The sequence below is a fragment of the Haloferax sp. Atlit-6N genome, from assembly GCF_003383195.1.
Taxonomy (GTDB): Archaea; Halobacteriota; Halobacteria; order Halobacteriales; family Haloferacaceae; genus Haloferax; species Haloferax gibbonsii.
Window position 1 is genome coordinate 257,664 of record NZ_QEQJ01000001.1, and the last position, 24,874, is coordinate 282,537.

Genomic DNA, 24,874 nt, shown 5'->3' on the forward strand with positions numbered 1-24,874 from the left:
GATAAATTGTACTTAGTTCGGAACGCGGTTAATACTACTCCTCGTTCCCGTCGTCTCGGAACGACAGGATGGCCTCCTCGCACGCCCGCAGTCCGTCGATTCGCTCGGTCTCCTCGTCGAGTTCGACCGTCTCGACGACCGACCAGCCGGCGTCGTCCTCGTAGGCGGCGGCCTTGACCCACGCCTCGGTGGCGAAAAGCAGGCTGCGGGCGGGGCCGTCGTCCTCGACGGCGACGACGAGGTCGAACGCGTCGGCGCGGTTCAGAGACGTCAGCTCCTGCGGTTCGAGGGGGCGAGCGGGTAGCGACTCGATGAGCGACATATCCGAGTGCTACCGGTCGGCGGGGATGACGCTTTCGAAGGGGCGGGCCGCCGGCCTTCCAAGTCGTAACCTTTCTGCCGTCCGGCGCGCCACGTCATCCCATGATTCCCTCCCGCGTCGGGCGGCGACCCGACCGAACGGCGCTCGCCGTCGTCGCGCTCGCCGCCGCGGCGCTCGTCGTCCGCCTCGTCGGACTCGGCGACCGGCCGCTCCACTGGGACGAGGCCCGCGTCGGCTACTGGAGCCTCCGGTCGCTCGAAACCGGCTTCTTCTCGTACCGCCCCGTCGCCGGCGGCCCGCTCGTCTATCACCTCTCGCGGCCGTCGCTCGCGCTCTTCGGCGCGACCGACTTCGCGCTCCGCCTCCCCTTCGCGCTGTTCGGCGCGGCCCTCCCGCTCGCGGCGCTCCTCTTCCGCGGCCGCCTCGCCGCCGACGAGACCGTCGGGTTCGCGGCCGTCCTCGCGGCGAACCCGATTCTCGTCTACTACGGCCGGTTCGCCCGCGGCGACGTGCTCGCGGTCGGCTTCGCGCTCGTCGCCTTCGGCTTCGCGGTCCGTCTCGTCGACGGCGCGGGGCGGCGCAACGCCTACGGACTCGCCGCGGCCGTCGCGCTCGCCGTCGCCTCGTCGGGGCTCGGCGTCGTCGCCCTCGGCTGTCTCGCCGTCGCCGGCCTCTTGGTGTTCGACCACGCGGCGCTTCTCCCGTCGGCGCGACCGGCCGCGATGCGCCTCGGCGAGTACGCCGCCCGACTCCGCGGCGCGGCGACCCCCGCGGCCCGCGCGCTCCTCGTTTTCGTCGGACTCTACGTCTTCGCGTTCGCCCCGCGGGCGGGCGACACCGACGGCGCGGGGCTCTACACGCCGGGGACGATTCTCGGCGCAATCGACGCGGCGCTGTTCGGCTCGGTCCGTCGCTTCGTCGGCGTCCGCGTCGTCGACCGCTACCCGGAGGGAACCCACGAGTATCTCCCGTACTTCGGCGACCTCCTCGGCGCGCTCGCGCTCGCGGCGCTCCCGGTCGTCCTCCTCGGCGCGGCGGTCTTCCTCGTCGACCGCTACACGGCCGGCGGGCCGCGTTCTGAGGTGTCGGCGGCGGTCTACTGGGCCGGCGCGTCGCTGGCGTTCGTCCCCATGCTGACCGAGGTGTCCGCGCCGTGGCTCGGCGTCTACGTCGTCGTCCCGCTCGCGCTCCCGGCGGGTATCGGCCTCGCGGCGCTCGTCCGCTGGGGTCGCAGCGCGTTCGACTCGCGGGACGTGCCCCGCGTCGCGGCCGCGGTCATCGTCCTGCTCGCGCTCGTCGCCCAGACCGGCGCGGTGGCGACGACCGAGGTGTACGGCCCGAGCGACCGCGACACCGAACTCGCGCACTTCGCACAGCCGTCCAGCGAGTTCTCGTCGTTCCGCGACAACCTTTCGGCGTGGGTCGGGCCGACCGACGACGAGGGGCCTGAGGTGCTCTACTACGGCAGTTCGATGTACGTCGCCGACGGCGCGGCCGACTATCCGCCGGTCCCCGACCCGTGGGGCGAACAGCTCCCGATGGCGTGGTACGTCGAGCGAATCGGCGCCGACTCGACGACGGCGGCGACGCCCGAGGCGCTCGAAGCCCGGTCGTCGGTTCCGCCGGTAGTCATCGCGCCCGCCGACGAGCGCGGGACGGTCGCGCCGCTCCTCGACGGCTACGTCGCACACCAGTACGACACCGGCCTCTGGGGCCGGCCGGTCGTGGTGTTCGTGAAAAACTAAAACTGCGTGTCGTCGACGTCGTCAGTCGGTGACGGTGAGCCGGGTCGCGGGTCGGGTCGGCGGGCCGACGCTCAGCGGAAGCCCATCGCTTCGATCTGTTCTTGGTAGCGGTTCCGGATGGTGACTTCCGTCACCTGCGCCACGTCCGCGACCTCGCGCTGGGTCTTCTTCTCGTTGCAGAGAAGCGACGCGGCGTAGATTGCGGCGGCGGCGAAGCCGGTCGGCGACTTCCCGGAGAGAAGCCCCTGCTCGGCGGACACGTCGATGATTTCGGTCGCCTTGGCCTGGACCTCCTCGGAGAGGTCGAGCGCGGAGGCGAACCGCGGGACGAACTGCTTGGGGTCGACGGGCTTGAGTTCGAGGCCGAGTTCCTGGGAGATGTAGCGGTACGTGCGACCGATTTCCTTCTGCGGGACGCGCGACACTTCCGCGACTTCGTCGAGCGAGCGCGGGATGCCTTCCTGACGGCAGGCGGCGTAGAGCGCCGAGGTGGCGACGCCCTCGATGGAGCGCCCCCGAATCAGGTCCTCGTTGAGCGCGCGGCGATAGATGACCGAGGCGACCTCGCGGACCGACCGCGGGACGCCGAGCGCCGAGGCCATGCGGTCGATTTCGCTGAGCGCGAACTGGAGGTTGCGCTCGCCGGCGTCTTTCGTGCGGATGCGCTCTTGCCACTTGCGCAGGCGGTGCATCTGCGACCGCTTCTCGGACGAAAGCGAGCGACCGTAGGCGTCTTTGTCCTTCCAGTCGATGGTCGTCGTCAGCCCCCGGTCGTGCATCGTCTCCGTGATAGGCGCACCGACGCGCGACTTCGACTGCCGCTCGGAGTGGTTGAACGCCCGCCACTCCGGGCCGCGGTCGATCTGTCGCTCGTCGAGGACGAGTCCGCAGTCGTCACACACCAGCTCCCCCTGGTCTGCGTCCGTGACGATCTGGTCAGAGCCACACTCCGGACAGTTGACTTGCTCGTCCTCTTGTGCCGTTGCCTCCTCCTCTCGTTGACGCTGCCGGCTCGGACGTTCCATTAAAAGGTTTCTGGTGGAGCGTGAATTTAAACCTTTGTAACAGAAATATGATACAGGCCGCTGTCTGGCGATTCGACGAGCTCGGATTCGGGCGACTCGGACGCAGCTACTTATACAGTTCCCTGACTAACGGTGAATCGAATGGTCAGACGTGCTACCGCGACACTCGTCGTCGTCGTTCTCGCGGTCCTCGCGGGCTGTCTCGGCGGGGGCGGCGCGGGGGCGGCGACGACGGTCGAATCGACCGCGACAGAGACGGCATCGCCGACGGCGCAGTCGGGGTCGCCGACGACCGCGGCCGCCGAAGGCGACGTGACAGTCGAGGTGGTCGACGTGGTCGACGGCGACACCATCAAGGTCGTCATGCCGGACGGCGCGCGCGAGACGGTTCGGCTCCTCGGCGTCGACACGCCGGAGGTCCACGCCGAGAACACGCCCGACGAGTTCGAGGGCGTCCCCGAGACCGAGGCCGGCCGGACCTGCCTCCGCACGGCGGGCGAGGACGCGAGCGCCTACGCGAAGTCCCGGCTCGCCGACCGGACGGTCGAGCTCCGATACGACGAGAAGGCGGGCGAGCGCGGCTACTACGGCCGGCTCCTCGCGTACGTCGTCGTCGACGGCGCGGAGTTCAACTACGACCTCATCACCGAGGGCCACGCCCGACTCTACGAGAGTTCGTTCGAGGAGCGCGAGCGCTACGAGCGCGCCGAGCGCGACGCCAGAGAGCGCGGGGTCGGCCTCTGGTCCTGCGCGACCGAGGGCGCGGCCGCGGGCGGCGCGGACGCGACCACCGACGACGGCCTCTCCGTCTCGGTCGTCGCCGACGCGCCCGGCAACGACAACGACAACCTGAACGAGGAGTACGTCACGCTCCGGAACGACGGCGACGACCCCGTCGACCTCTCGGGGTGGACCGTCTCCGACGCGGCGGGCGTGACCTACACGTTCGCCGAGGGGACCGAACTCGACCCCGGCGCGTCGCTGACGCTCCACACGGGCTCGGGAACCGACACCGATGAAGACGTCTACTGGGGTCGCGGCGGCGCGGTGTGGAACAACGGCGGCGACACGGTCACGATTCGGGACGCCGCCGGAACCGAAGTGCTCGCGTACGCGTACGAGTAGAGTCGCCGGCTCCGGGCGGAACCACCCCGCGGGGTCAGGGGGAATGGGGGCGGAGCGTGTGCCCCCACAAGCAGTACGGTACCAATGGGCATTACTCTCTAGGCTGTCATGTCTGCGTGGCGAACCGCCCTGCCATCGGCGGATTCCACGCGCAGGAATTACTACTGGGCATTTACAAAGATATATACATAACCAAAGGAAATGTGTGTGCAACATGAGCACGCTCGAATCCTCGTCCGTCGAAGCCGGACTCGTCGCCGGCCGTCCCGCCGACCTGACTCCCGTCGTCCTCGACGCCGCGGGGCTGGAGTCGACCGCCCCGTCGCACCTCCGCGACCTGAAGGCCGGACTCGCCGAGGAGGGCTACCTCCCCGCCGAACTCACCGTCGAAGCCCGCTTCTGCGAGGACGACCCCCTCGCGGTGCAGTCGGAGTCCGACCGCCTCCGCGAGTACGTCCGCGCCGCCGCGTTCCTCGGCGTCGGGCGCGTCGCCGTCGACGTCGCGGAGTGCTGTCGCCCCGACGACGCCGAGTCCGCGCTCGCGGCGCTCGGCGAGCGCGCCCGGCGCGAGGGTGTCGCTTTTGAGCTTCGAGGTTCCATCGACGGCTGATGGCAACCAAGGCCGCGCTGGAGGCGCAGTTGGCGGTGGTCGCCGGCTTCGAGAACCCGAAGGTCTCGCTCGAACAGTACCCGACGCCGCCGGACCTCGCCGCGCATCTCGTCCACCTCGCGGACCTCCGCGGCGACATCGAGGGCGCGACGGTCCTCGATTTGGGCTCCGGAACCGGCATGCTCGGACTCGGCGCGGCGCTCCGCTCGCCCGCCCGCGTCGTCGGCGTCGAACTCGACGACGCGGCGCTCGAAACCGCGACGGACAACGCCCGCCGGGTCGGTGCGAGCGCCCCCATCGACTGGATTCGCGCCGACGCGACCCGCCTGCCGCTCTGTCTCCCCGACGACCGGCAGGTCACGGTGCTCATGAACCCGCCGTTCGGCGCGCAGCGGGGCAACGAACACGCCGACCGCGCGTTCCTCGAATCGGTCGCGTCGGTCGCCGACGTGTCCTACTCGGTCCACAACGAGGGGAGCAAGGAGTTCGTCGAGTCGTTCGTCGCCGACGCGGGCGGCGACCTCACCGACGCGTTCCGGGCGACGTTCGACCTCGACCGCCAGTTCGACTTCCACGACGAGGACCGCCGACAGCTCGACGCCGAAGTGTTCAGAATCGAGTGGTGAGGCGACCGTGACCGCGCCGTCGTCAGCGCGCGCGTCGACCGCGGACCCAGACTAATTGTACGTCTCTTTTCGCGCGACTCGGACTTTCGTCCCCCGCGACTCGGCGAAGACGAACGACTTCTCGCGGACGAACCGGATGCCGTCGAGCGTCGTGCTCGCGTTCTCGGTCGGCATCGGTCCTCTGACGGTCCCGCTGTCCGACGACACCTGTATGTCGTAGCCCGTCGCCGTCGGCACGACCGAGATGTTCCGCCGGGCGACGACCGGTTCGGCTCGGACCGGCCCGGTCTCGTAGGCCAGTCGCGCCTCGCCGTCGGCGACGAGGAACACCCGGTAGGCGGTTCCCGCGCCCGAGACGACGTAGCCGTCGCGGACCGCCGTCACCTGGTCGCGCCAGCCGAGGCCGCCGAGCCTGACCGCCGACTCGCCGTCGAACGCCAGCCGACTCGTGGAGACGGCCGTCGTCCAGATACCGCGCCGCTCGCTTCTGACGATGACCCCGGAGGTGTTGGTCGTCGTCGACTCGCCGAACAGTTCGATGTCGAAGACGGCGGTCAGCCCGTTCGGCACGTCCTCGGCGTAGGTCACGTCGTAGTCCCTGACCGAGACGCTCTCGCCCGGCAGGTCGTCGCCGCTCGCGGTGAACGTGTTGTACAGCATCGCCGGCCCCGACAGGGCCGCGACGACGACGAGGAGAACGGCGAGGCCGGCCTGCCAGCGGCGGGCCGAAAACACCGAGTTGTCGGGCGCGTACTCGCGGAGCGGCTTGTCGGAGGCCGCGACGGTCAGCGCGACGATGGTCGCGAGCGCGACGACGAGCGCGAAGCCGACGGCGCGAAACAGCACGTAGGTCTCGCCGCCGCGGTACCAGTACACCGCCCACAGCGACTCGCTCACGGAAAACAGGAGGACGCCGGCGAAGCTCCGGAGGGCGGGCGGGTTCGACCCCTCGCGGCGGTGGCTGAGCCACACGCCGAGGAGGACGCCGAACAGGAAGCCGATGGCGTGGCCCTGAATGGCGATTTGGGACCACCACGGCGTCGAGAAGATGGGGCGGGCCGACGAGACGACTTCGGGCGACAGCATCGCGTTGTAAAACAGGCTGACGACGCGCCCGGAGACGAACGCCAAGATGGTCGCCAGCGGCCGGAAGACGAGTGCGAAGCCGGCGAACGCGAACACGACGCCGGAGAAGCCGACGACCGGGCCGAGCGCGAAGACGGAGGTCAGAAGCCCCACACCGACGACGGCCGCGGGGAAGACGACGAGCGACCGGACGTAGGGGTTCTCGCGGGCCGACCCGAACGAGGTGGACCCGCGGCGCGTCGGGTAGTGTCCCCACGCGTACTCCGCGACCGGCGCGAGCGTGAGCGTACCGACGAGGTTGCCGACGAGGTGGCCGGCGCTGGAGTGAGCGAACGCGGCGGTCAGCATCCCGGTCGGGTAGAAGTACGACCACGCCCGGAACGGGATGACGACGGGCCGGTACCACGACGACCAGCCGTCCTGCACGACGAGATAGACGAGGAGGACGCCGCCGACGCTGACGAGCGTTCCGAGCGGGAGGCCGAACAGGAAGCGCCGCCGGAGGGCCGCCGAGAGCCGAGTCGGTCTGTCGACGACGGCGAGCGCGACGGCGGCCGCGAGGAGCGCGAGGAGCGCGGCGAGTCGCTGGAACGGTATCCAGCCCGGTATCTCTAGCATTAGCTACCTGTGTCGTACGAATGGGTGATAAAGAAACCCGCGGAGAACTGCTTGAGAAGTGCTAGCGAGCGACACGAATCCGACGGCGGGAAGCGGCTCAGCGTCGGGCGGTCGGTCGCGGGGCGCGCTGCGGCGGACGGCCGCTCAGATTTTCCCTTCGGCGTCGTCGGCCAGTTCCTCCATGCGCTTGCCGACGCGGCCCGCGCTGGAGAACTCGTCGTCGCTCATCGCGGTCGCGAGGGCGTTCCCCAGCACGAACACGGCGTGTTTGTGCTCGCTTTTCGATTTGTGGACGTGGGAGGGCTCGACGGCGAGCTCGTCGTAGGGGTCGAACAGGCTCGAATCGACGTGGTCGCGGGCCGAGAAGTGGTCCTTGATGATAACCATCTGTTCGTGCAGCTCCAGCAGTTCGTCCTTGTGCATGAGCGTTGGTTAGGCGCGAGGGCGGTTTAAGCGTTATTGGGGGATACTGTCACTCGGCTCAGAAGACGTACTCGTCTTCGTGGCCCATCATTCCGTCGTCTTCGTACGCGCGGTCCTCGTCGGACATCGGACCGCTGGTCTTGTACGCGCGGATACCGGTCGACAGCAGGTCCTCGATGGCCTCGTCGCGGTTGACGAACTCGCCCTGTTCGACGAGTTGGACGATCTGCATCTCCAGGTGTTCCGGCACGGTAATCTCTACTTTGGGCATCTGAACGTCCGTCGCTTTGGAAGGGCCGTATATAACTCTACCGGGGGAATACTCGGGTTTTCCGAAGGTCGTTCCGGCGAACGCGAATCTCCGCTTACGTTCGGTTAGTGCGGCTGCCGCCCCGGTCGCCGACGGGTGTCCGGAGTCGTTAGTGATAGGTGCGTCGGGCCGAAGATTCGACCATGGCCAACGACGTGACCCACCTCTACGAGGAGTTCGGCGACGACCGACTCCCGCCGGGCCAACGCGAGACCCAGCGGTTTCCCGTGCTCTCCAAGAGCGGCACGCCCTCGTGGGACCCGGAGACGTGGTCGTTCGAGGCGTGGGGCGCGGTCGAGACCGAACTGGACCGCTCGTTCGACGAGTTCCGCGACCTCCCCTCCGAGACGCAGGTACAGGACTTCCACTGCGTCACCGGCTGGAGCAAGTTCGACTGCGAGTTCGAGGGCGTCACGTTCCCGACGCTCGCTGACGCGGTCGGCGTCGACGACGCGGTCCACGTGATGTTCCACGCCATGGACGGCTACACCACGAACCTGCCTCTCGACCAGTGCATGCGCGACGAGGTCATGTTCGTCTGGGGCTACGACGGCGAGGACCTGCCCGCCGACCACGGCGGCCCCCTCCGGGTCGTCACCCCGCACAAGTACGCCTACAAGGGCGCGAAGTGGGTCTCGGGCGTCGAGTTCCTCACCGAACCCGAACGCGGCTACTGGGAGAAACGCGGCTACTCGAACACGGCGAACCCGTGGAACGAAGAGCGGTACAGCTAGGCTGAGTTTTTGGTCCACCGTGAGACTGCATGCAGTCTCACGAGTCTTCGCTCGCTATCGCTCGCGAAGACAGCTTTTTGCGTGGTGAGCGCAGCGAACCACGGAAAAAGGTGGGCGAATCCGTGGAACGAAGAGCGGTACAGCTGAGCTGATTTTCCAGCGTTTTCGGCGGTCGCTTCGCGTCCGAGCCACCAGCGTTGTCGTTCGGTGGACGGATGTGCGCGTCCCGCTGTCTCCCCGGAGCGGCGCGCGGGACAGAAGGGAGAGTTTCAAGCGTCCCCGGTCCTGACCCACGGTCGATGGAACCGTTGCGGACAGACGAGGTGGGGGACCATCTCGTCAGCAGGTCGGTTCGACTGTCTGCGCCGCCCGTCTCGGCGTCGCTCGCGACGATGCGCCGCCCGCGGGCGCTGTGGACCGCCCCCGACGAGCCGACAGTCGTCGGCGGCGGCGTCGCCGTGGCCGTCGAGGCCGACGGCCCCGAGCGACTCGCGCGCATTCGCGAGTCGGCCACGGCGCTGTTCGACGGCGCTGACGTTGACGCCCCCGACGTCGCACGCCCGCGATTCTTCGGCGGCCTCGCCTTCCACGAGGAGGCGACCGGCCGCGACCCGTGGGCCGACTTCCCGGCCGCGCGCTTCGTCGTCCCCGAGGTGCAGGTCGCCTTCGACGGCGACGACGCGTGGCTCACGGTCACCGCCGTCGGCGCGGACGCCGACCCCGAGGGCGTCGGCGACCGACTCGACGAGGTCCGCGAGACGCTCGAATCGCTCGACGACGCTCCCCCCGAGGGACCGCCGGGCGTCTCGAACCGCCACCGGACGACCTCGGTCGAGGCGTGGCACGAGAGCGTCGACGCCGCGGTCTCTCGCATCCGCGCCGGCGACCTTCAGAAGGTCGTCCTCGCGCAGGCGCTCGAAGTCGAACTCGACCGCCCCGCCGCCGCGCCCGACCTGCTCGCCCGCCTCGGTCGGACGTACCCCGACTGCCACCGCTTCCTCGTCGAACCGAACGGCGGGGCGAGTTTCCTCGGCGCGACGCCCGAGCGACTCGTCTCGCTCCGCGGCCGCGAGGTCGAGACCGGCGCGCTCGCCGGGACGACCGGCCGCGGCGACACCGACGACGAAGACGAGTGGCTGGCGAACGAACTGCTCGGAAGCGAGAAGGACAACCACGAACACGAACTCGTCGCGGAGACGATTCGGGAACAGCTCGCCCCGCTTTCGGCCGAGATTCGCGTCGGCGACCGCGGGATTCGGAAGCTGGCGACCGTCCAGCACCTCTGGACGCCCATCGACGCGACGCTCGAACGCGACGAACACGTCCTTTCTCTCGTGGACGCGCTCCACCCGACGCCCGCGGTCGGCGGCCTCCCGCCGGAGGCCGCCCTCGACGTGATTCGAGACACCGAACCGTTCGACCGCGGCTGGTACGCCGCGCCGGTCGGCTGGTTCGACGCCGACGGCGACGGCAGTTTCGCGGTCGCCCTCCGCTCGGCCATCGTCGAGGAGACGCTGGCGACGCTCTTTGCGGGCGTCGGCCTCGTCGCCGACTCCGACCCCGACGCGGAGTGGGACGAGGTGCAACTGAAGTACCGACCCATCCTCGACGAACTCGAACGCGACGACTGAGTTCGAGGCTGGCGACCGTCGCCGACGACCGACTCCGACTCGATTCACCCCGATTTGACGACCCAGACGAGATGACAGCACCGAACCGAAACGCCCTCTGGGCACGGACCTTCGCCGACGAACTGGCACGCACCGGCATCGACGCGGTGTGCATCGCACCCGGCAGTCGCTCGACGCCCCTCACGGAGGCGTTCGACCGCCACGACGACATCGAGACGTTCTCGCACCTCGACGAGCGCTCGGCGGCCTACTTCGCGCTCGGCCGCGCCCGGCGCACGGGCGAGGTGACGCCCGTTCTCTGCACCTCGGGCACCGCCGCGGCCAACTTCCACCCCGCCGTCATCGAGGCGTCGCAGGCCCGCGTGCCGATGCTCGTCCTCACGGCCGACCGACCGCCGGAACTCCGCGACAGCGGGGCCAATCAGACTATCGACCAGGAGAAGCTCTACGGCGACGCCGTCCGCTGGTACAAGGACATGCCCGAACCGGAGGCCACCGACAGGAAACTCCGGAGCCTCCGAACCACCGCCGGCCGCGCGGTCTCCGAGGCAACCGGCGTCGACGCCGGTCCCGTCCACCTCAACTTCCCCTTCAGAAAGCCGCTCGAACCGACGTACGTCGAGGGCGACGTGCCCGCCGACCTCGACCCCGAGGCGCTCGACGGCCGGAGCGGGAGCCGACCCTACGTCAAGACGACCGCGGGCGCGCCGGAACTCTCCGAGGACCACCTCCGAAAGCTCGCCGACGACCTCGCGGTCGACCGCGGACTCATCGTCGCCGGTCCCGCCGACCCGCCCGGATTCAACGCCGAGGCCGTCGCCGCGTTCGCCCACGCGACCGGCTTCCCCGTCGTCGCTGACCCGCTTTCGGGACTCCGCTTCGGCGGCCACACCCGGACGACGACCGTCCTCGGCGGCTACGACGCCTACCTCGACGAGCGCGTCACCGCCGACTGGCCCGACCCCGAAGTCGTCGTCCGCATCGGCGCGTCGCCGACCTCGAAGGCGCTCCGGAAGTACCTCGCGCGCACCGACGCCCGGCAGTACCTCGTCGACCCGACGGGCCGCTGGCGCGAGGCCGAGTTCGGGGCGACCGACCTCGTTGAGGCCGAGCCCTCGGTGCTCGCGTGGCGGCTCTCGCAACTCATCCGCAACCGCCCGGACGAGTCGTGGAACGCGCTGTGGACCGACGCGGAAGACGCCTACTGGAGCCTCGTCGACGACGAGAGCGACGCCTTCGAGGGCCGGCTCGCGGCCGACGTGGCCGACCTCGCGCCCGAGCCCGCGACGCTGTTCGTCTCGAACTCCATGCCCGTCCGCGACCTCGACCGCTTCGCGCGACCCTCGACGAAGTCCCGCACGGTCCTCGGGAACCGCGGCGCGTCCGGCATCGACGGTATCGTCTCCTCGGCGCTCGGGGCCGGCTCCGCGGCGACCGACCACCTGACGCTCCTGACCGGCGACCTCGCGTACTACCACGACATGAACGGCCTGCTCGCGCTCGGCCGCCTCGGGGTGGACGCGACCATCGTCCTCGTCAACAACGACGGCGGCGGCATCTTCCACATGCTCCCCATCGAGGGGTACGAGCCGCCCTTCACGGACCAGTTCAAGACGCCCCACGGTCTCGACTTCGCGGCCACGGAGGACCTCTACGACCTCTCGTTCGCGTCGGTCGACCCGGACGACTTCCGCGACGCCTACGCCGAGTCGGTCGCCACCGACGGCACCGACGTCATCGAGGTCCGGACCGACGCCGAGTCCTCGCACCGCGTGCGCGAGCGCATCGCCGAGCGCGCCAGAGAGCGACTGTCCGACTGACCGAACCAGTCGACCGACTGACTTTTCTCCCGCGCTCCGAATCGTGGCGACATGCCCTCCGAACTCTTCCGCCAGTACCGCGGCAGCGTCTACGCCGTCGCCGGGTTCCTCGGCGTTCTCGCGTTCGCCTACGCGACCGTCGTCGCGTACGAACCCCTCGCCGGGGTCTTCGCCGGCGGGACCGTCGTCTTCGGCGTGGTGCTTCTCTCGGACCTCGCGGAGCGCGGCTATCCCCCGGCGCTCGGCCGCTACTGGACGCTCGCGCTCGTCGCGGTCGTGGTCGCCTTTCCCGTCCTCTGGTTCGTCGTCCAGCGGCCCCTGACGGGCCTCGGCCTCGCGCCGCTCGTCGCCGTGGTCGCTTGGGGGCTCGCGCGGTTCAAAGCCGGCGGCTACCCCGAGTCGATGGGCCGCCGCCGGTCGCTCGCGACCGCGTTCGTCGGGACGGGGCTCGTCGCCTACGGCTCCGTGGCCGGAACGACCGCCTTTCTCGTCGGCATCGCGGCCGCGGTACTCGTCGGACTGGCGTCGTGGCTGACGAGTCCGCGCGGCCCGCTTCGAGACTGACTGACCCACTCACTCCGCGTCGGGAGCCTCGGCCGAGACAGCTGACTTCGCCCACGGCCCGACGAGCCGCCCGGCCGCCCAGTAACAGCCGGCGTCGAGGACGACCGACAGGCCGCCGATGACTCCGCCGACGACGCTCGCGGCCGCGACGCCGATGAGCGCGATGAACGCCAGCGAGAGGAGCGGGGCTCCGTTCAGAACCGCGCCGACGAGGACCACTCCGAGGAGGAACGCCGCCCCGATGAGCGCGCCCGCCGCGAACCCGCGGAGGACGAGTCGCCAGAGTCCGCGGAGACCGTTCCGCAGGTCGGCCAGCCCGCCGTCAGCCAGCGCCCACCGGGTCGCGGCCGCGGTGAGGAGCCACAGGTAGGCGAAGACGGCGACGCCGGGGAGCGTCCCGAAGTTGGCGAGTTCGCCTTCGAGCGCGCCGCTCGCGTGCGCCGCGACGAGTCCGACGAGGCTCAGGGCGACGAGGTTGAACGACGAGACGACCCACGCCTCGAAGCGGCCGGCGGCGGCCTCAGCCATGGGCCAACACCTCCGCGAGCGCGACGAGGACGAGGAGCGCGGCGGCGGTCGCGCCGTAGCTCTTCGCGAGGAGCGAGCGCCCGGCACCCGCCGGACGGTCTCGTCGGACCCTGAGCGCGACGAGCGTCCGGACGAACGACCCGAGGACGAACGCGGTCACCGCGAGGAGCTTCACCGTCAGTATCGTTCCCCAGCGGCCGGACGGGCCGGGCGGACCGAGCGCGCCGAGGTTGCCGACGCCGGTGACGACCATCGCGCCCATCGCCGCCCAGAAGACCCACTCGTAGGTGGTCGCGAGAGGCGACGGGTCGCCGACGGCCCCGGCCGAGCTATCTGCTCTCTTGCTCCCGGAACCGGGCGCTCTGAGCGTCGCCCACGCGAACACTGCGCCACCGAAGACGAGCGCCATCCCGACGATGTGAACGAATCTGACGAGGAGGCTGGTCGCGGCCGACATACGCGAGAGTAGTTCGTCGGCTGACAAATAGTTCCGGGCCGAGCGGGGAACGCGCCGCCACTCGGCCCCGACCATCGCCGCAAGCGAATCTTTTTGCGCCGCCCGCGCCGCCACTCGGTATGGTCTCGGAGATTTTCGACCCCGACCGCTGGGAGCCCGTCCCGGGGTCCGACGAGTTCGACGACATCACCTACCACCGCGCCGTCGACGTGCCGGCGGTCCGCATCGCGTTCGACCGCCCCGAGGTCCGAAACGCCTTCCGACCCGGAACCGTGGACGAACTCTACGCCGCGCTCGACGACGCCAGAAAGCGCGCGAACGTCGGGTGCGTCCTCCTGACCGGTAACGGTCCCTCCGAGAAGGACGGCGGCTGGGCGTTCTGTTCCGGCGGCGACCAGTCGGTCCGCGGCGGCTCGGGCTACGAGTACCGCGACGACGACGAGGCCGACGCCTCCGACGACCCGCTCGTCCGCGAGGCGAAGGCCGGTCGCCTGCACATCCTCGAAGTCCAGCGGCTCATCCGCTTCATGCCCAAACCCGTCGTCGCCGTCGTGCCGGGCTGGGCCGTCGGCGGCGGCCACTCCCTGCACGTCGTCTGCGACATGACGCTCGCGTCCGAGGAGCACGCGAAGTTCCTCCAGACCGACCCCGACGTGGCCTCCTTCGACGGCGGCTTCGGCTCCGCGTACCTCGCCAAGCAGGTCGGCCAGAAGAAGGCCCGCGAGGTGTTCTTCATGGGCAAGACCTACTCCGCCGAGGAGGCCGTCGACATGGGCATGGCGAACGAGGCGATTCCCCACGAGGAGCTAGAGGACGTGGCGCTGGAGTGGGCCGACGAGATGACGAAGAAGTCGCCGACGGCCATGCGCATGCTCAAGTACGCCTTCAACATGACCGACGACGGCATGGTCGGCCAGCAGGTGTTCGCCGGCGAGGCGACCCGGCTCGCCTACATGACCGAAGAGGCCCAAGAGGGCCGCGACGCCTTCCTCGAAAAGCGCGAGCCGCGCTTCCGCGACTACCCGTGGCACTACTGAGGGTCTGACGCCGACTCTCGCCGGACGCCGGACCCGCAACCGCGATGCGGTCCCTCCCGTCGGGCCAAGACACGTCGCCTCGCCAATGTTTAGGCCGGCCGAAAAATAGGAACGCTCTTATATATTTAGGTTAGCCTAAATCCCATGGAAGAGAAATCCACCGGGCGGGAGGGACTCACGCGACGCAACTACATTCGGTACGGCGGCACGGCTCTCGGGGCCGGGATGCTCGCCGGCTGTACGTCGGACTCGTCGGGGAGCGACGAGACGACCACGGCGGCCGAGACGACGACCGAGGAAGCGACTGAAACGGAGACCGCGACCCAGACGACCGAGGCGGACTCCTCGTACTCGGTGACGATGGAGCCGATGGGCGAGGTCGCGTTCGACTCGGTCCCCGAGTCGTGGGCCGCCTACGACGGCGGCTACGCGGACATGGCCGTCGCGCTCGGCGTCGGCGACGGGCTGACCGGCGTCGGCGGCGCGGGCCGGTACTACACCTACGTCTACGACGAACTCCCCGGCGTGAGCGTCGACCGTGAGCAAATCGAGGCGTACCCCGAGGTCCGGACGAAAGAGGAGTTCTACGAACTCGACAGCGACGTCCACCTCTACGACCCCAACATGCTCGTCAACTGGTTCGACTGGGACCAAGCCGACGTGGACGAAATCGCGGAGAACGTCGCCCCGTTCGTCGGCAACCTCGTCTTCCGCCGGTCGGACGGCTGGCACGACTACCGCTACTACACGCTCTACGAGGCGTTCGAAAAGGTCGCGCAGGTGTTCCAGCGCGAGGACCGCTACGAGGCGTTCGAGGCGCTCCACGACGAGTTCATCGCGGAGATACAGGCGGAACTGCCGCCGGCGGACGAGCGCCCGAACGTCTTTCTCACCTTCGAGGGGACGACCGAGCCCGAGACGTTCTCGCCGTACCGCCTCAACGACAAGGGAACGAGCAAAAAGCAGTGGAACGACCTCGGCGTCACCGACGCGCTCTCGGGGACCGACATCGAGAATCTCAGCACGACCAACCGCGGCGAACTCGACTACGAGAACCTCCTCGAAATCGACCCCGACGTGATTCTGGTCCGCGGCCACGAGCGCAAGACGCCCGAGGAGTTCCGCGACACCGTCCTCGCGTACATGGAGGACCACCCCGTCGGCGGCGAACTGGCGGCCGTCCAGAACGGTCGGGTCTACCGCGGCGGCTACCTGTTCCAGGGGCCGATTCACAACCTGTTCCTGACCGAGCGCGCCGCGAAGCAGATGTACCCCGACGTGTTCGGCGACGTGACGGACGACGCCGAACTGTTCGACCGCCAGCGCGTCGCGGACATCGTCAACGGGGAGTTCTGAGATGGCGGACGCCGAGCGCTCGGAGGGGACGGCGACGGCGACAGCGACCGACCCCGAAGCGGCGGCGTTCGACTACGATGTGGCCATCGTCGGCGGCGGGCCGACGGGCTGCTCGGCGGGCGTCTTCACCGGCCGGTACGGCCTCGACACCGTCGTCTTCGACCGCGGCCGGTCGTCGCTCCAGCGCTGTGCCTATCTGGAGAACTACCTCGGCTTCCCCGGCGGCGTCGACGTCGAGACGTTCTACGGACTCATCCACGACCACGTCGAGGCGGCCGGCTGCGACCTCGTTCCGGAGCTCGTCGAGGCGGTCGAACCCGCCGCCGGCGACGAGACCGAGACTGCGGACGCCGCCGGGCCGGGCTTCGAGGTCACGACGCAGGACGGCGAGACCGTCACGGCGAGGCGGGTCGTCGCGGCCGCCCGCTACGGCGGCGACTTCCTCGAACCGCTCGGCGACGACGAGATGTTCATCACCTACGAGTACGACGGCGAGACGCGGACGAAGTTCGACCGCGACTACGCCGACGTCGAGGGCCGGACAGCCATCGACGGGCTGTACGTCGCCGCGCCGGTGAGCGAGGTCAACGTGCAGGCCATCATGTCGGCCGGACAGGGCGCGCGCGTCGGCCGGTCGGTCATCACCGACCACCGCCTCGAACAGGGGTATCCCGAGGACCTCGCGGCCCACTGGGACTGGATACGTCCCGAGGCGGAACTCGCCGACGAGGAGACCGCCCGCGACGACTGGCGCGAGCGGTTCGACAGCCGAGTCCCCGACGACTGCGACCTCGCCGACGAGCGACTCCGCGAACTCCGCGAGGCCGACGTGGAGCGCCAACGCGAGATGTACGTCTCCGAGGGGACGGTCGAATCCCGGGCCGAGCGCGGTCGCGAGCGACTCGCCGACCACCTCGGCGTCGACGCCGATTCCGGTCCCGCCGCTGATTCCGCTTCCGACTCCGAATAGCGAGTCATCGACGACCCTGGTCGGCGACGGCGATGACCACGTCGTCGCCGACACCGGGGGCGCGACCGGCTCGTCAGGACCGACGCGCACGCCGGGGGGCCGTCGTCTCCCACCCACCGCCCCGGCGTCGCGCGCTTTCGGATAGGAACTTACTCACTGCTTCGGCCCTCGTATGCAGACAATGAGCACGCAGGACATCTCTCGCAGGCGGGCGTGGGTGATGGCGTCGCGGCCGCAGACGCTCCCGGCGGCCGCCGCGCCGGTCGTCGTCGGCACCGCGGTCGCCGTCCACGCCGACCTGTTCGCCCCGCTCCCCGCGCTCGCGGCGCTCGTGGGCGCGCTTCTCATCCAAGTCGGGACCAACTTCGCCAACGACTACTACGACGCGGTGCAGGGCGCGGACACCGAGGCCCGCGAGGGCTTCACCCGCGTCACCGCCGGCGGGCTCATCCCGCCGGCCGAGGTCAAGCGGGCGATGTACCTCACCTTCGCCGCCGCCATCCTCCTCGGCACCTACCTCGTCTACGTCGGCGGCGTGCCCATCCTCGTCATCGGCCTGCTCTCTGTCGCCTCGGGCATCGCCTACACCGGCGGCCCGTACCCCCTCGGCTACCACGGCCTCGGCGACCTGTTCGTCTTCGTCTTCTTCGGCCTCGTCGCCGTCGTCGGAACGTTCTACGTGCAGGCCGCGAGCGTCCTCGCCGCCCCGCTCACGGTCGGAATCCCGGAGGGAACCGTCACGCTCGTCGCCGTCGTCGCCAGCCTCCCCATCGCGGCCATCTCCACGAACATCCTCGTCGTGAACAACGTCCGCGACAAGGAGGAAGACGCGACCACGGGCAAGCGGACCCTCGCGGTCCGGTTCGGCTACGGTTTCGCCCGCGCCGAGTACGTCGCCATGCTCGCGCTCGCCTACGTCGTCCCCGCCTACCTGTGGACCCGCGCGGGCTTCGACTGGTTCGTCCTCCTGCCCATGTTCTCGATGCCCGTCGCGGCCCGCATCGCGCGGACGGTCGTCACCGAGACGAAAGGCGAGAAGCTCAACCCCGCGCTCGAAGACACGGGCAAACTCCTCGCGCTCTACGCCGTCCTCTTCTCGGTCGGCCTCGTCCTCGCGTGACGATGCGCCTCCGCGAGTTCGCCGTCGACCTCGAAACGCCGCTTTCGACCGCCAAGGGCGACATCGAGCGCCGCGAGGGACTTCTCGTCGCGGTCGATGCCGCGGGCGAGACGGGCGTCGGCGAGGCGACGCCGCTTCCGGGCTGGACCGAGTCGCTCGGCGACTGCCGCGACGCGCTCGCCGACCTCGCCGAAGGCGACGCCGCGGCCGACGCCGACCCCGTATCCGCACTCGAAGACGGGTCGCTCGCGGACGCGCCCGCCGCGAGACACGCCGTCTCGCTCGCCGTCGCCGACGCCCGCGCTCGCGCCGCCGACCGACCGCTCGCCGCGTCCCTAGCCACCGACTCGCACACCTCGCTTCCGGTGAACGCGACTCTCGGCGACGACGGTCCCGAGGCGACCGTCGAGGCCGCCGAGGCCGCCGTCGAATCGGGGTACGACTGCCTCAAACTGAAGGTCGGCGCGCGGGACCCGACCGACGATGTGGCGCGCCTGCGGGCCGTCCGCGAGGCGGTCGGTCCCGACGTGTCGCTCCGGGCCGACGCGAACGCCGCGTGGGACCGCTGGACCGCGGACCGCTTTCTCGACTCGGTCGAGGAACTGGGCCTCGACCTCGACTACCTCGAACAGCCGCTTCCCGCCGACGAACTCGACGGCCACGCCGTCCTCCGGCGGCTCCACGACACGTCCATCGCGCTCGACGAGTCGCTGGCGGCGGTCCCGCCGCAGCGGGCGCTCGCCTCGAACGCGGCGGACGTGCTCGTCTGCAAGCCGATGGCGCTCGGCGGCCCGGACCGCGTCCGCGACCTCGCGGCTCGCGCCCGCGACGCCGGCGTCGACGTCGTCGTCACGACCACCATCGACGCCGTCGTCGCCCGACTCGGCGCGCTCCACGTCGCGGCGTCGCTTCCCGGCGAACGAGCCCACGGGCTGGCGACCGCCTCGCTCCTCGACGCCGACCTCGCGGCCGACCCGGCTCCCGTGCGCGAGGGTCGGATGCGCGTCCCCGAGGGTCCGGGCCTCGGTATCGACGTGTCCGCGCTGTTCTCCTGAGCCGGTCGGCAACGATTCAACTCTCCACGGTCCAAACGTTTTTCACGGTTCTGCACGTCGAACCGGGGGATGACCGAGGTCGAACTCGACTCCGACGCGGTACGGCTCGCGCTCGACGACGGCGTGGCGACGGTGACGCTGGACGCCCCGGCGGTTCGGAACGCGCTGACGGTCGAAGTCACCGCCGGCGTGCGCGAGGCGCTGGGCTCGCTCCCCGACGAGGCGCGCTGTGTCGTCCTCCGCGGCAGCGACGAGGCGGGCGCGTTCTGCGCCGGCGGCGACGTGAACGCCATGCTGGAGCTACAGGCCGACGCGATGACGCTCCCCGAGGCGGTCGACCACGTCGTCCGCGACACCGCCGACTGCGTGCGCCGCGTCTACGAGTGCGACCTGCCGACGGTCGCGGCCATCGACGGCCCGGCCGTGGGCGCGGGCGGCGCGCTCGCCATCGCCTGCGACCTCCAACTCCTCCGCGAAGACGCCTCCGTCGGCTTCGGCTTCCGCCGGGTCGGCCTCGCGGTCGACTCCGGGCTGTCGTACCTCCTTCCCAGACTCGTCGGGCGCAACGTCGCCATGGAACTCGTCTACACGGGCGAGAAACTCGGCCCCGAGCGGGCGCTGGAACTCGGCGTCGTGAACCGCGTCGCCGACGAGGACGAGTTCGAGGCGGAACTCGACGCCCTCACGGAGCGCATCGCCGGCGGCCCGACGAAGGCGCTCACCGCCTCCAAGCGCCTGCTGCGCCGCCCCGACGACTCCATCGAGGCGGCCATCGAACACGAGGCGTCGGCGCAGGCGGTCATGTTCGGGACCGACGACCACGCCGAGGGCGTGGAGTCGTTCATGAGCCGGCGGGAACCGGAGTTCGAAGGCAAGTAGCCGACTCGGCGGGGGACCGCCACGGGCCGCCCTCGCCCTCGCCTTCGGCGCATTTCGCTGTCGGTGCATACTTGTCGCCGCCCGGCGACGGCGGGAGTATGGTCACCGTCACCGTCTGGAACGAGTACCGACACGAGAAGGAAAACGACGAGGTCGCCGAAATCTACCCCGACGGCATCCACGCGACGATAGCCGAGGGGCTCCGCGAGGCGGGTTACGACGTGCAGACCGCCACGCTGGACGAGCCCGAACACGGCCTCACCGAGTCGGTCCTCGACGACACCGACGTGCTGGCGTGGTGGGGGCACAAGGCCCACGACGAGGTGGACGACGCAATCGTCGACCGCGTGGTCGACCGCGTCCGCGACGGGATGGGCCTGCTCGTCCTCCACTCGGGCCACTACTCCAAGCCGTTCAAGCGCCTGATGGGGACGACCTGCTCGCTGAAGTGGCGCGAGTCGGGCGAGAAAGAGCGCGTCTGGGTCGTCGAGCCCGGCCACCCCATCGCCGATGGACTTCCCGAGTCGTTCGAGGTCCCCCGCGCCGAGATGTACGGCGAGCGGTTCGACATCCCCGCGCCGGACGAACTCGTCTTCACGTCGTGGTTCGAGGGCGGCGAGGTGTTCCGCTCCGGCTGTTGTTACACCCGCGGCAAGGGCCGCGTCTTCTACTTCCGGCCGGGTCACGAGACCTACCCCATCTACGAGCAGGAGGAGGTTCGGACCGTCCTCGACAACGCCGTCGACTGGGCGGCCCCCGGCGACGGTCCCGACCCGTACTTCGGTAACGCGGAGCCCATCGAAGACCTCGACTGAGCCGTCGGTCGCTGAGCGCGGGGCGAAGTAATCGGTTTTTCTCGGCCGTGAGAGCGTCACGCGTCCCTGAAGAGGCGTTATTTCCGAGTGACACCTACTGGCACGCACGACCGCGCCGCCCACGCGGCCGGCGGGTCGTGGTGATATCATGAAGGGAATCGATGGGAAAGTCGCGCTCGTCACGGGCGCGGCGTCGGGTATCGGTCGGGCGACCGCGCTCCGGTTCGCCGAGGAGGGCGCGATGGTCGCGCTCTCGGACGTGCAGGTGGACGCCGGCGAGCAGGTCGTCCGAGAGATAGAAATCGAGGGCGGCGACGCCGCATTCTTCGAGGCCGATAGCTCGAAGGAAAGCGACGTGGCGAGCCTCGTCGACAGGGCGGTAAGCGAGTTCGGCGGCCTCGACTTCGCGCACAACAACGCGGGCATCGAGGGGACGCCGGGCCCCATCGCCGAGATGTCCATCGAGGACTTCCAGCGGGTCATCGACATCAACCTGACCGGCGTGTTCCTCGGCCTGAAGTACGAGATTCCCCGCCTCGTCGAGAACGGCGGGGGCGCCATCGTCAACACGTCTTCCGTGGCGGGACTGACCGGCGGCGCGAACCTCGCGCACTACTACGCGGCCAAACACGGCGTCATCGGGTTGACCCGCTCGGCGGCGCTCGAAGTGGCGGCCGAGAACGTCCGCGTCAACGCGGTCTGTCCGGGCGTCATCGAGACGCCGATGATAGAGCGATTCACCGCCGGCGACGACGAGGCGAGGGCCGGACTGCTCGAAGACGAGCCAATCGGCCGCCTCGGCAAACCCGAGGAGGTTGCCAGCGCCGTCGTCTACCTCTGTTCCGACGACGCGTCGTTCGTCACCGGCCACCCGATGGTCGTCGACGGCGGCTACGTCGTCCCGTAGCCGACCCGCGCAGAGCCCCGTTTTTTCGCCGCCGGAGCTCGCCCGCCCGGACGGGACCGTCCGGAGCGCCGACTATCATAAGTGGGTGCGGTCCGGAGAACGCCCATGGCACAACCGACGAGCGGACAGCGGCGACTCATGTTCGCCCTGTTCGCGTTCGCGGCGCTCGTCTTCCTCCTCGGCATCGTCGTCATCGGCTACCTCGCCGGCGCGTTCTGAAACTCCCGAGGGCACCCGCGACCGTCCCCGCGGCTCGGGACGGCGAACAGCGGCCGGCTCAGCGGGTCGCGTCTTCCGGGTGGTAGGTCTTCCCGCGAGAGCCGTCGGCGGTCATCCGGCGGAGCGTCGCGGCGGCGTTGCTCGCGTCGTAGCCGAACAGCACGTCCTTCGCGTACTCGTCTGCGACCTCGATGGCGTGGATGAGGTCGTCCACGTCCACGTTCACGGCGTACAGTTCGAGCGAGAAGTCGACGTCGTAGGGCTCCAAAAGCGAGACGAAGCCGCGGGCGATGGTTTCGAGCCAGTAGGTCGTCCCGTAGTTGGTGTCGTAGAGCGGGACGACGAACTCGTCGACGTGCGCCGAGAGCGCCTCGATGTCGAGGCCGGCGCGGCGGTAGAGGTGGCCCGGATAGGGGTCGGGATAGAGCGTGAGATACAGGCGACCGGGGACGCGCTCGGCCGCGTCGGCGACGAAGTCGGTGATGACCTCGGCGCGCCACTCGAACCAGGCGTCCTCGTCGTCGGCGTCGCGGCCGCGGTCGACGGCCCACGCCTCGAACTGCGAGGTACACCGGTCACACCGGCAGTACTCGTCGCGCGGGAAGCCGACGTCGTCGAGGCGAACGTCGCCGTTGGCCGCGGCGGCGTCCTCGACGATTTCGAGCAGGCCGGCGCGGTACTTCTCGTTCGTCGGGCAGATGTACGCCCAGTCGAAGTACGTTCGGTCCCGCGTCGCCGGGTTCCCCTCGCCGTCGACGGGGACCAACTCGGGGCTCTCGTTGGCGGCGGCGTTGTCGCCGAAACACGATATCATGTTGACGGCGTTCGACAGCGGTTCGGCCGCCCGGCCGGTGACGTCCTTGACCTCGTAGAAGCCGCGGTCGAACTCCGGCCAGTCGACTTCTTCCTCGTTGCGCGTGACGACCCCGTACATGGCTCCGCCTTCGCGCGGGCGGCGGGTAAGTCGTTCGCTCTCGGGCGTGCACCTCCTCTTCGGGCGTCGTCACTGACCGGCCGCGAGTGAGGCGAACCCGGCCGAACGCGGCCGAGCACGCGAAAAGGTGGTTACTCTTCGATTTCGACTTCGACGGTGTCTCCGCTCCCGGAGAACACGGTGTAGAGGACCGCCACGAGCGCCAGTACCAGAACCAGTTTGGCCTTCTTGGACATGCCGAGAACTTCGACCGCACCGCACTAAGTGATTACGACACCGGGGCAACTGTGGCGAGCGATTTAAAAACTGGATGCACGTTCCGAACTGGCGTTAATTAAATGACAGAAAGCGCAGAAACGTTATCTTATCTGAGAGCATTCCGTCACTCGTTCAGTTTCCTCTGCTCCGCCCGATGCAACTCGATACTCCGCTCCGCGTCCTCTCCGCCGACGGCGACCGCGCGATTACCCGCGCCGTCCAGCGGACGGTCTCGAACGCCGCCGTCGAGTCGGCCGAGACGCTCGCCGCCGCTCGCTGCGCCCTCGACGGCGACGACGCGTACGACTGTCTCGTTCTCGGTTCGGCGTTTCCCGACGGTGACGGTGTCTCCCTGCTCCGCGAGATTCGCGCGGCCGGTGACGACCTCCCGGTCGTCTTCCTCGCGCCCGGTGACGCCGACCACTCAGTGACCGAACTGGTCGACTTGGATATCGACGCGTACCTCGCCCGCGAGGAAGTCCTCGCGCGGGCGACGGCGACGGCCGACGACGCCGGTGGTGCCGACGGCGCCGAAGACCCGCTCGGCTCGCGGGTCCGGCGACTCGCCCGCGAGCGCCACAGGACGCGGGACGCCCGCGAGACGGCCGAATCGGTCGAGGAGGCAGTCGACACGGAATGGTTCATCGAAGACGCGCTCGACGCCCTCGACGACGTGTTCTACGTCTACGACCGCGAGGGGAAACTCGTCTCGTGGAACGAGCGACTCTCGGAACTCACCGGCCTGTCGGACGCCGAACTCACCGGCATGTCGGCCGACGCGTTCTTCCACGAGGCCGACCGTTCGGCGGTCGAGCGCGCCGTCGAGGAGGTGATGCGGACGGGGACGACCGTCGTCGAAGCGCGGCTCCCGACCGACGACGAGACGCTGTTGTTCCAACTCACCGGCCGCCGGCTCACGGGGCCTGACGGGGAGGTCGTCGGCTTCTGCGGCGTCGGCCGCGACATCACGACCCGCCGGCAGCACGAAGAGCAGCTCGCACAGCAAAACGAGCGACTCGGGGAGTTCGCCCGGGTCCTCTCGCACGACCTCCGAAACCCGCTTTCCATCTCGATGGGCTTTCTCGACCTCGAACGGGAGGCCAACGACTCCGAACATCTCGAACGGGTCGCGACCTCGCTGACCCGCATCAGCGACATCGTCAACGACGTGCTGGCCGCGGCCCGAAGCGGAAGGGCGGTCATCGATTTCGCGCCCGTCTCGCTCGAAGCGGTCGCTCGCCGGGCGTGGAACACGGTCGAGACGGGCGACGCGACGCTCGTCGTCGAGTCCGGCGCGACGGCTCACGCCGACCCCGGTCGGCTCCAGCGGCTGTTCGAGAACCTGTTTCGGAACTCGGTGGAACACGGTTCCACGGGCGGTCGCACCCCGGCGCTGACCGTCCGCGTCACCGCGTCGCCGGCCGACGAGACGTTCGCGGTCGAAGACGACGGCTTCGGCATCGACGCCGCCGTCGCCGCGCGGGTGTTCGAACGCGGTTTCACCACCTCGCCCGAGGGGACGGGCTTCGGTCTCGACATCGTCCGGTCGCTCGCGGAGGCCCACGGCTGGACCGTCTCCGTCGGGTCGGCGGCGACCGGCGGCGCGCGCTTCGAGTTCGACGGCGTCGAGTTCGCCGACGAGGACCACCGCTGTCAGGCGAGCGCCGCGGGAAAAAGGGCGTCGAACGACTCCTAAACCG

25 protein-coding genes are annotated in these 24,874 nt (G+C 69.6%); 17 read left to right on the forward strand and 8 right to left on the reverse strand.

The window, feature by feature from the left end:
• Positions 1–34 precede the first annotated feature (34 nt).
• Positions 35–322, reverse strand: coding sequence for a hypothetical protein (locus tag DEQ92_RS01255; RefSeq protein ID WP_004977025.1), 288 nt, complete (start codon positions 320–322; stop codon positions 35–37).
• A gap of 101 nt (positions 323–423) precedes the next feature.
• Between DEQ92_RS01255 and DEQ92_RS01260 the strand changes: the two genes are divergently transcribed.
• Positions 424–2,067: a flippase activity-associated protein Agl23 gene (locus tag DEQ92_RS01260; RefSeq protein ID WP_115820321.1), complete on the forward strand. Its 1,644-nt coding sequence runs from the start codon at positions 424–426 to the stop codon at positions 2,065–2,067.
• Positions 2,068–2,138: 71 nt separating this feature from the next.
• Here DEQ92_RS01260 and DEQ92_RS01265 read toward each other — a convergent pair whose 3' ends face one another.
• Positions 2,139–3,092, reverse strand: a complete 954-nt coding sequence (locus tag DEQ92_RS01265; protein ID WP_004043457.1) for a transcription initiation factor IIB family protein — start codon at positions 3,090–3,092, stop codon at positions 2,139–2,141.
• Between the two features lie 141 nt (positions 3,093–3,233).
• Between DEQ92_RS01265 and DEQ92_RS01270 the strand changes: the two genes are divergently transcribed.
• The 3 genes from DEQ92_RS01270 to DEQ92_RS01280 all read left to right on the forward strand — a co-directional run bounded on the left by DEQ92_RS01270 (position 3,234) and on the right by DEQ92_RS01280 (position 5,453).
• Complete coding sequence (locus tag DEQ92_RS01270; RefSeq protein ID WP_115804835.1) at positions 3,234–4,217, forward strand: lamin tail domain-containing protein; 984 nt, start codon at positions 3,234–3,236, stop codon at positions 4,215–4,217.
• A gap of 214 nt (positions 4,218–4,431) precedes the next feature.
• On the forward strand, positions 4,432–4,827 hold the full coding sequence (locus DEQ92_RS01275; RefSeq protein WP_004977028.1) for a hypothetical protein: 396 nt from the start codon (positions 4,432–4,434) through the stop codon (positions 4,825–4,827).
• Positions 4,827–5,453 (forward strand): METTL5 family protein, encoded by a 627-nt coding sequence (locus DEQ92_RS01280; protein ID WP_004977029.1) that lies wholly within the window; start codon positions 4,827–4,829, stop codon positions 5,451–5,453. Before DEQ92_RS01275 ends, DEQ92_RS01280 begins: the two co-directional genes overlap by 1 nt.
• 51 nt (positions 5,454–5,504) lie before the next feature.
• Here the strand turns inward: DEQ92_RS01280 and DEQ92_RS01285 are convergent, their stop codons facing one another.
• From DEQ92_RS01285 to DEQ92_RS01295, 3 genes are all read right to left on the reverse strand, one after another.
• The gene (locus DEQ92_RS01285) at positions 5,505–7,157 is read right to left on the reverse strand and encodes a rhomboid family intramembrane serine protease (RefSeq protein ID WP_004977031.1); all 1,653 of its coding nucleotides are present in this window, start codon (positions 7,155–7,157) and stop codon (positions 5,505–5,507) included.
• Positions 7,158–7,301: 144 nt separating this feature from the next.
• Positions 7,302–7,580, reverse strand: a complete 279-nt coding sequence (locus tag DEQ92_RS01290; RefSeq protein ID WP_004977032.1) for a UPF0058 family protein — start codon at positions 7,578–7,580, stop codon at positions 7,302–7,304.
• Between the two features lie 58 nt (positions 7,581–7,638).
• Entirely contained in the window at positions 7,639–7,851 is a 213-nt protein-coding gene (locus DEQ92_RS01295) for a ribbon-helix-helix domain-containing protein (RefSeq protein ID WP_004043463.1), read from the reverse strand.
• Between the two features lie 182 nt (positions 7,852–8,033).
• Between DEQ92_RS01295 and DEQ92_RS01300 the strand changes: the two genes are divergently transcribed.
• The 4 genes from DEQ92_RS01300 to DEQ92_RS01315 all read left to right on the forward strand — a co-directional run bounded on the left by DEQ92_RS01300 (position 8,034) and on the right by DEQ92_RS01315 (position 12,639).
• Positions 8,034–8,624, forward strand: a complete 591-nt coding sequence (locus DEQ92_RS01300) for a sulfite oxidase-like oxidoreductase (protein ID WP_115820322.1) — start codon at positions 8,034–8,036, stop codon at positions 8,622–8,624.
• 299 nt (positions 8,625–8,923) lie between these two features.
• Positions 8,924–10,255 carry an isochorismate synthase MenF gene (locus DEQ92_RS01305; RefSeq protein WP_115820323.1) on the forward strand — a complete coding sequence of 444 codons (1,332 nt, stop codon included), beginning with the start codon at positions 8,924–8,926 and terminating at the stop codon, positions 10,253–10,255.
• Positions 10,256–10,326: 71 nt separating this feature from the next.
• Entirely contained in the window at positions 10,327–12,075 is a 1,749-nt protein-coding gene (menD, locus tag DEQ92_RS01310) for a 2-succinyl-5-enolpyruvyl-6-hydroxy-3-cyclohexene-1-carboxylic-acid synthase (RefSeq protein WP_115820324.1), read from the forward strand.
• Positions 12,076–12,126: 51 nt separating this feature from the next.
• Positions 12,127–12,639 (forward strand): hypothetical protein, encoded by a 513-nt coding sequence (locus DEQ92_RS01315; protein ID WP_004977036.1) that lies wholly within the window; start codon positions 12,127–12,129, stop codon positions 12,637–12,639.
• Between the two features lie 9 nt (positions 12,640–12,648).
• Here the strand turns inward: DEQ92_RS01315 and DEQ92_RS01320 are convergent, their stop codons facing one another.
• Positions 12,649–13,167: a hypothetical protein gene (locus DEQ92_RS01320; RefSeq protein ID WP_115820325.1), complete on the reverse strand. Its 519-nt coding sequence runs from the start codon at positions 13,165–13,167 to the stop codon at positions 12,649–12,651.
• The gene (locus tag DEQ92_RS01325; RefSeq protein WP_115820326.1) at positions 13,160–13,624 is read right to left on the reverse strand and encodes a hypothetical protein; all 465 of its coding nucleotides are present in this window, start codon (positions 13,622–13,624) and stop codon (positions 13,160–13,162) included. Before DEQ92_RS01325 ends, DEQ92_RS01320 begins: the two co-directional genes overlap by 8 nt.
• A 119-nt stretch (positions 13,625–13,743) precedes the next feature.
• On the opposite strand from DEQ92_RS01325, the gene DEQ92_RS01330 reads away from it, so the two are divergent.
• The 8 genes from DEQ92_RS01330 to DEQ92_RS01365 all read left to right on the forward strand — a co-directional run bounded on the left by DEQ92_RS01330 (position 13,744) and on the right by DEQ92_RS01365 (position 21,763).
• The gene (locus DEQ92_RS01330; RefSeq protein WP_004043470.1) at positions 13,744–14,661 is read left to right on the forward strand and encodes a 1,4-dihydroxy-2-naphthoyl-CoA synthase; all 918 of its coding nucleotides are present in this window, start codon (positions 13,744–13,746) and stop codon (positions 14,659–14,661) included.
• Positions 14,662–14,805: 144 nt separating this feature from the next.
• Positions 14,806–16,017 carry an ABC transporter substrate-binding protein gene (locus tag DEQ92_RS01335; RefSeq protein ID WP_050459052.1) on the forward strand — a complete coding sequence of 404 codons (1,212 nt, stop codon included), beginning with the start codon at positions 14,806–14,808 and terminating at the stop codon, positions 16,015–16,017.
• A gap of 1 nt (position 16,018) precedes the next feature.
• Positions 16,019–16,987 carry an NAD(P)/FAD-dependent oxidoreductase gene (locus tag DEQ92_RS01340; protein WP_115804829.1) on the forward strand — a complete coding sequence of 323 codons (969 nt, stop codon included), beginning with the start codon at positions 16,019–16,021 and terminating at the stop codon, positions 16,985–16,987.
• A 181-nt stretch (positions 16,988–17,168) separates the two neighbouring features.
• Positions 17,169–18,107: a 1,4-dihydroxy-2-naphthoate polyprenyltransferase gene (locus DEQ92_RS01345; RefSeq protein ID WP_049905205.1), complete on the forward strand. Its 939-nt coding sequence runs from the start codon at positions 17,169–17,171 to the stop codon at positions 18,105–18,107.
• A 2-nt stretch (positions 18,108–18,109) separates the two neighbouring features.
• Positions 18,110–19,162 (forward strand): o-succinylbenzoate synthase, encoded by a 1,053-nt coding sequence (menC, locus tag DEQ92_RS01350; protein WP_115820327.1) that lies wholly within the window; start codon positions 18,110–18,112, stop codon positions 19,160–19,162.
• 69 nt (positions 19,163–19,231) lie between these two features.
• Positions 19,232–20,041: an enoyl-CoA hydratase/isomerase family protein gene (locus DEQ92_RS01355; RefSeq protein WP_004977043.1), complete on the forward strand. Its 810-nt coding sequence runs from the start codon at positions 19,232–19,234 to the stop codon at positions 20,039–20,041.
• Between the two features lie 98 nt (positions 20,042–20,139).
• Positions 20,140–20,856 carry a ThuA domain-containing protein gene (locus DEQ92_RS01360; protein WP_004977044.1) on the forward strand — a complete coding sequence of 239 codons (717 nt, stop codon included), beginning with the start codon at positions 20,140–20,142 and terminating at the stop codon, positions 20,854–20,856.
• A 148-nt stretch (positions 20,857–21,004) separates the two neighbouring features.
• A complete protein-coding gene (locus DEQ92_RS01365) occupies positions 21,005–21,763 on the forward strand; it encodes a glucose 1-dehydrogenase (protein WP_115820328.1) in 759 nt (252 codons plus the stop codon).
• Between the two features lie 277 nt (positions 21,764–22,040).
• Here the strand turns inward: DEQ92_RS01365 and DEQ92_RS01370 are convergent, their stop codons facing one another.
• Positions 22,041–22,916 carry a hypothetical protein gene (locus tag DEQ92_RS01370; protein ID WP_004977047.1) on the reverse strand — a complete coding sequence of 292 codons (876 nt, stop codon included), beginning with the start codon at positions 22,914–22,916 and terminating at the stop codon, positions 22,041–22,043.
• A 412-nt stretch (positions 22,917–23,328) separates the two neighbouring features.
• Between DEQ92_RS01370 and DEQ92_RS01375 the strand changes: the two genes are divergently transcribed.
• Positions 23,329–24,870: an ATP-binding protein gene (locus DEQ92_RS01375; protein WP_115804827.1), complete on the forward strand. Its 1,542-nt coding sequence runs from the start codon at positions 23,329–23,331 to the stop codon at positions 24,868–24,870.
• Positions 24,871–24,874: the final 4 nt, after the last annotated feature.

What these genes read in the sequence shown, in the direction of transcription:
- DEQ92_RS01255 (WP_004977025.1), bottom strand. Translation starts at nt 322, where the DNA reads ATGTCGCTCATCGAGTCGCTACCCGCTCGCCCCCTCGAACCGCAGGAG.
- DEQ92_RS01260 (WP_115820321.1), top strand. Translation starts at nt 424, where the DNA reads ATGATTCCCTCCCGCGTCGGGCGGCGACCCGACCGAACGGCGCTCGCC.
- menC (WP_115820327.1), top strand. Translation starts at nt 18,110, where the DNA reads ATGCGCCTCCGCGAGTTCGCCGTCGACCTCGAAACGCCGCTTTCGACC.
- DEQ92_RS01355 (WP_004977043.1), top strand. Translation starts at nt 19,232, where the DNA reads ATGACCGAGGTCGAACTCGACTCCGACGCGGTACGGCTCGCGCTCGAC.
- DEQ92_RS01330 (WP_004043470.1), top strand. Translation starts at nt 13,744, where the DNA reads ATGGTCTCGGAGATTTTCGACCCCGACCGCTGGGAGCCCGTCCCGGGG.
- menD (WP_115820324.1), top strand. Translation starts at nt 10,327, where the DNA reads ATGACAGCACCGAACCGAAACGCCCTCTGGGCACGGACCTTCGCCGAC.
- DEQ92_RS01345 (WP_049905205.1), top strand. Translation starts at nt 17,169, where the DNA reads ATGAGCACGCAGGACATCTCTCGCAGGCGGGCGTGGGTGATGGCGTCG.
- DEQ92_RS01300 (WP_115820322.1), top strand. Translation starts at nt 8,034, where the DNA reads ATGGCCAACGACGTGACCCACCTCTACGAGGAGTTCGGCGACGACCGA.
- DEQ92_RS01305 (WP_115820323.1), top strand. Translation starts at nt 8,924, where the DNA reads ATGGAACCGTTGCGGACAGACGAGGTGGGGGACCATCTCGTCAGCAGG.
- DEQ92_RS01320 (WP_115820325.1), bottom strand. Translation starts at nt 13,167, where the DNA reads ATGGCTGAGGCCGCCGCCGGCCGCTTCGAGGCGTGGGTCGTCTCGTCG.
- DEQ92_RS01335 (WP_050459052.1), top strand. Translation starts at nt 14,806, where the DNA reads ATGGAAGAGAAATCCACCGGGCGGGAGGGACTCACGCGACGCAACTAC.
- DEQ92_RS01340 (WP_115804829.1), top strand. Translation starts at nt 16,019, where the DNA reads ATGGCGGACGCCGAGCGCTCGGAGGGGACGGCGACGGCGACAGCGACC.
- DEQ92_RS01280 (WP_004977029.1), top strand. Translation starts at nt 4,827, where the DNA reads ATGGCAACCAAGGCCGCGCTGGAGGCGCAGTTGGCGGTGGTCGCCGGC.
- DEQ92_RS01365 (WP_115820328.1), top strand. Translation starts at nt 21,005, where the DNA reads ATGAAGGGAATCGATGGGAAAGTCGCGCTCGTCACGGGCGCGGCGTCG.
- DEQ92_RS01325 (WP_115820326.1), bottom strand. Translation starts at nt 13,624, where the DNA reads ATGTCGGCCGCGACCAGCCTCCTCGTCAGATTCGTTCACATCGTCGGG.
- DEQ92_RS01375 (WP_115804827.1), top strand. Translation starts at nt 23,329, where the DNA reads ATGCAACTCGATACTCCGCTCCGCGTCCTCTCCGCCGACGGCGACCGC.
- DEQ92_RS01360 (WP_004977044.1), top strand. Translation starts at nt 20,140, where the DNA reads ATGGTCACCGTCACCGTCTGGAACGAGTACCGACACGAGAAGGAAAAC.
- DEQ92_RS01295 (WP_004043463.1), bottom strand. Translation starts at nt 7,851, where the DNA reads ATGCCCAAAGTAGAGATTACCGTGCCGGAACACCTGGAGATGCAGATC.
- DEQ92_RS01290 (WP_004977032.1), bottom strand. Translation starts at nt 7,580, where the DNA reads ATGCACAAGGACGAACTGCTGGAGCTGCACGAACAGATGGTTATCATC.
- DEQ92_RS01315 (WP_004977036.1), top strand. Translation starts at nt 12,127, where the DNA reads ATGCCCTCCGAACTCTTCCGCCAGTACCGCGGCAGCGTCTACGCCGTC.
- DEQ92_RS01275 (WP_004977028.1), top strand. Translation starts at nt 4,432, where the DNA reads ATGAGCACGCTCGAATCCTCGTCCGTCGAAGCCGGACTCGTCGCCGGC.
- DEQ92_RS01265 (WP_004043457.1), bottom strand. Translation starts at nt 3,092, where the DNA reads ATGGAACGTCCGAGCCGGCAGCGTCAACGAGAGGAGGAGGCAACGGCA.
- DEQ92_RS01285 (WP_004977031.1), bottom strand. Translation starts at nt 7,157, where the DNA reads ATGCTAGAGATACCGGGCTGGATACCGTTCCAGCGACTCGCCGCGCTC.
- DEQ92_RS01370 (WP_004977047.1), bottom strand. Translation starts at nt 22,916, where the DNA reads ATGTACGGGGTCGTCACGCGCAACGAGGAAGAAGTCGACTGGCCGGAG.
- DEQ92_RS01270 (WP_115804835.1), top strand. Translation starts at nt 3,234, where the DNA reads ATGGTCAGACGTGCTACCGCGACACTCGTCGTCGTCGTTCTCGCGGTC.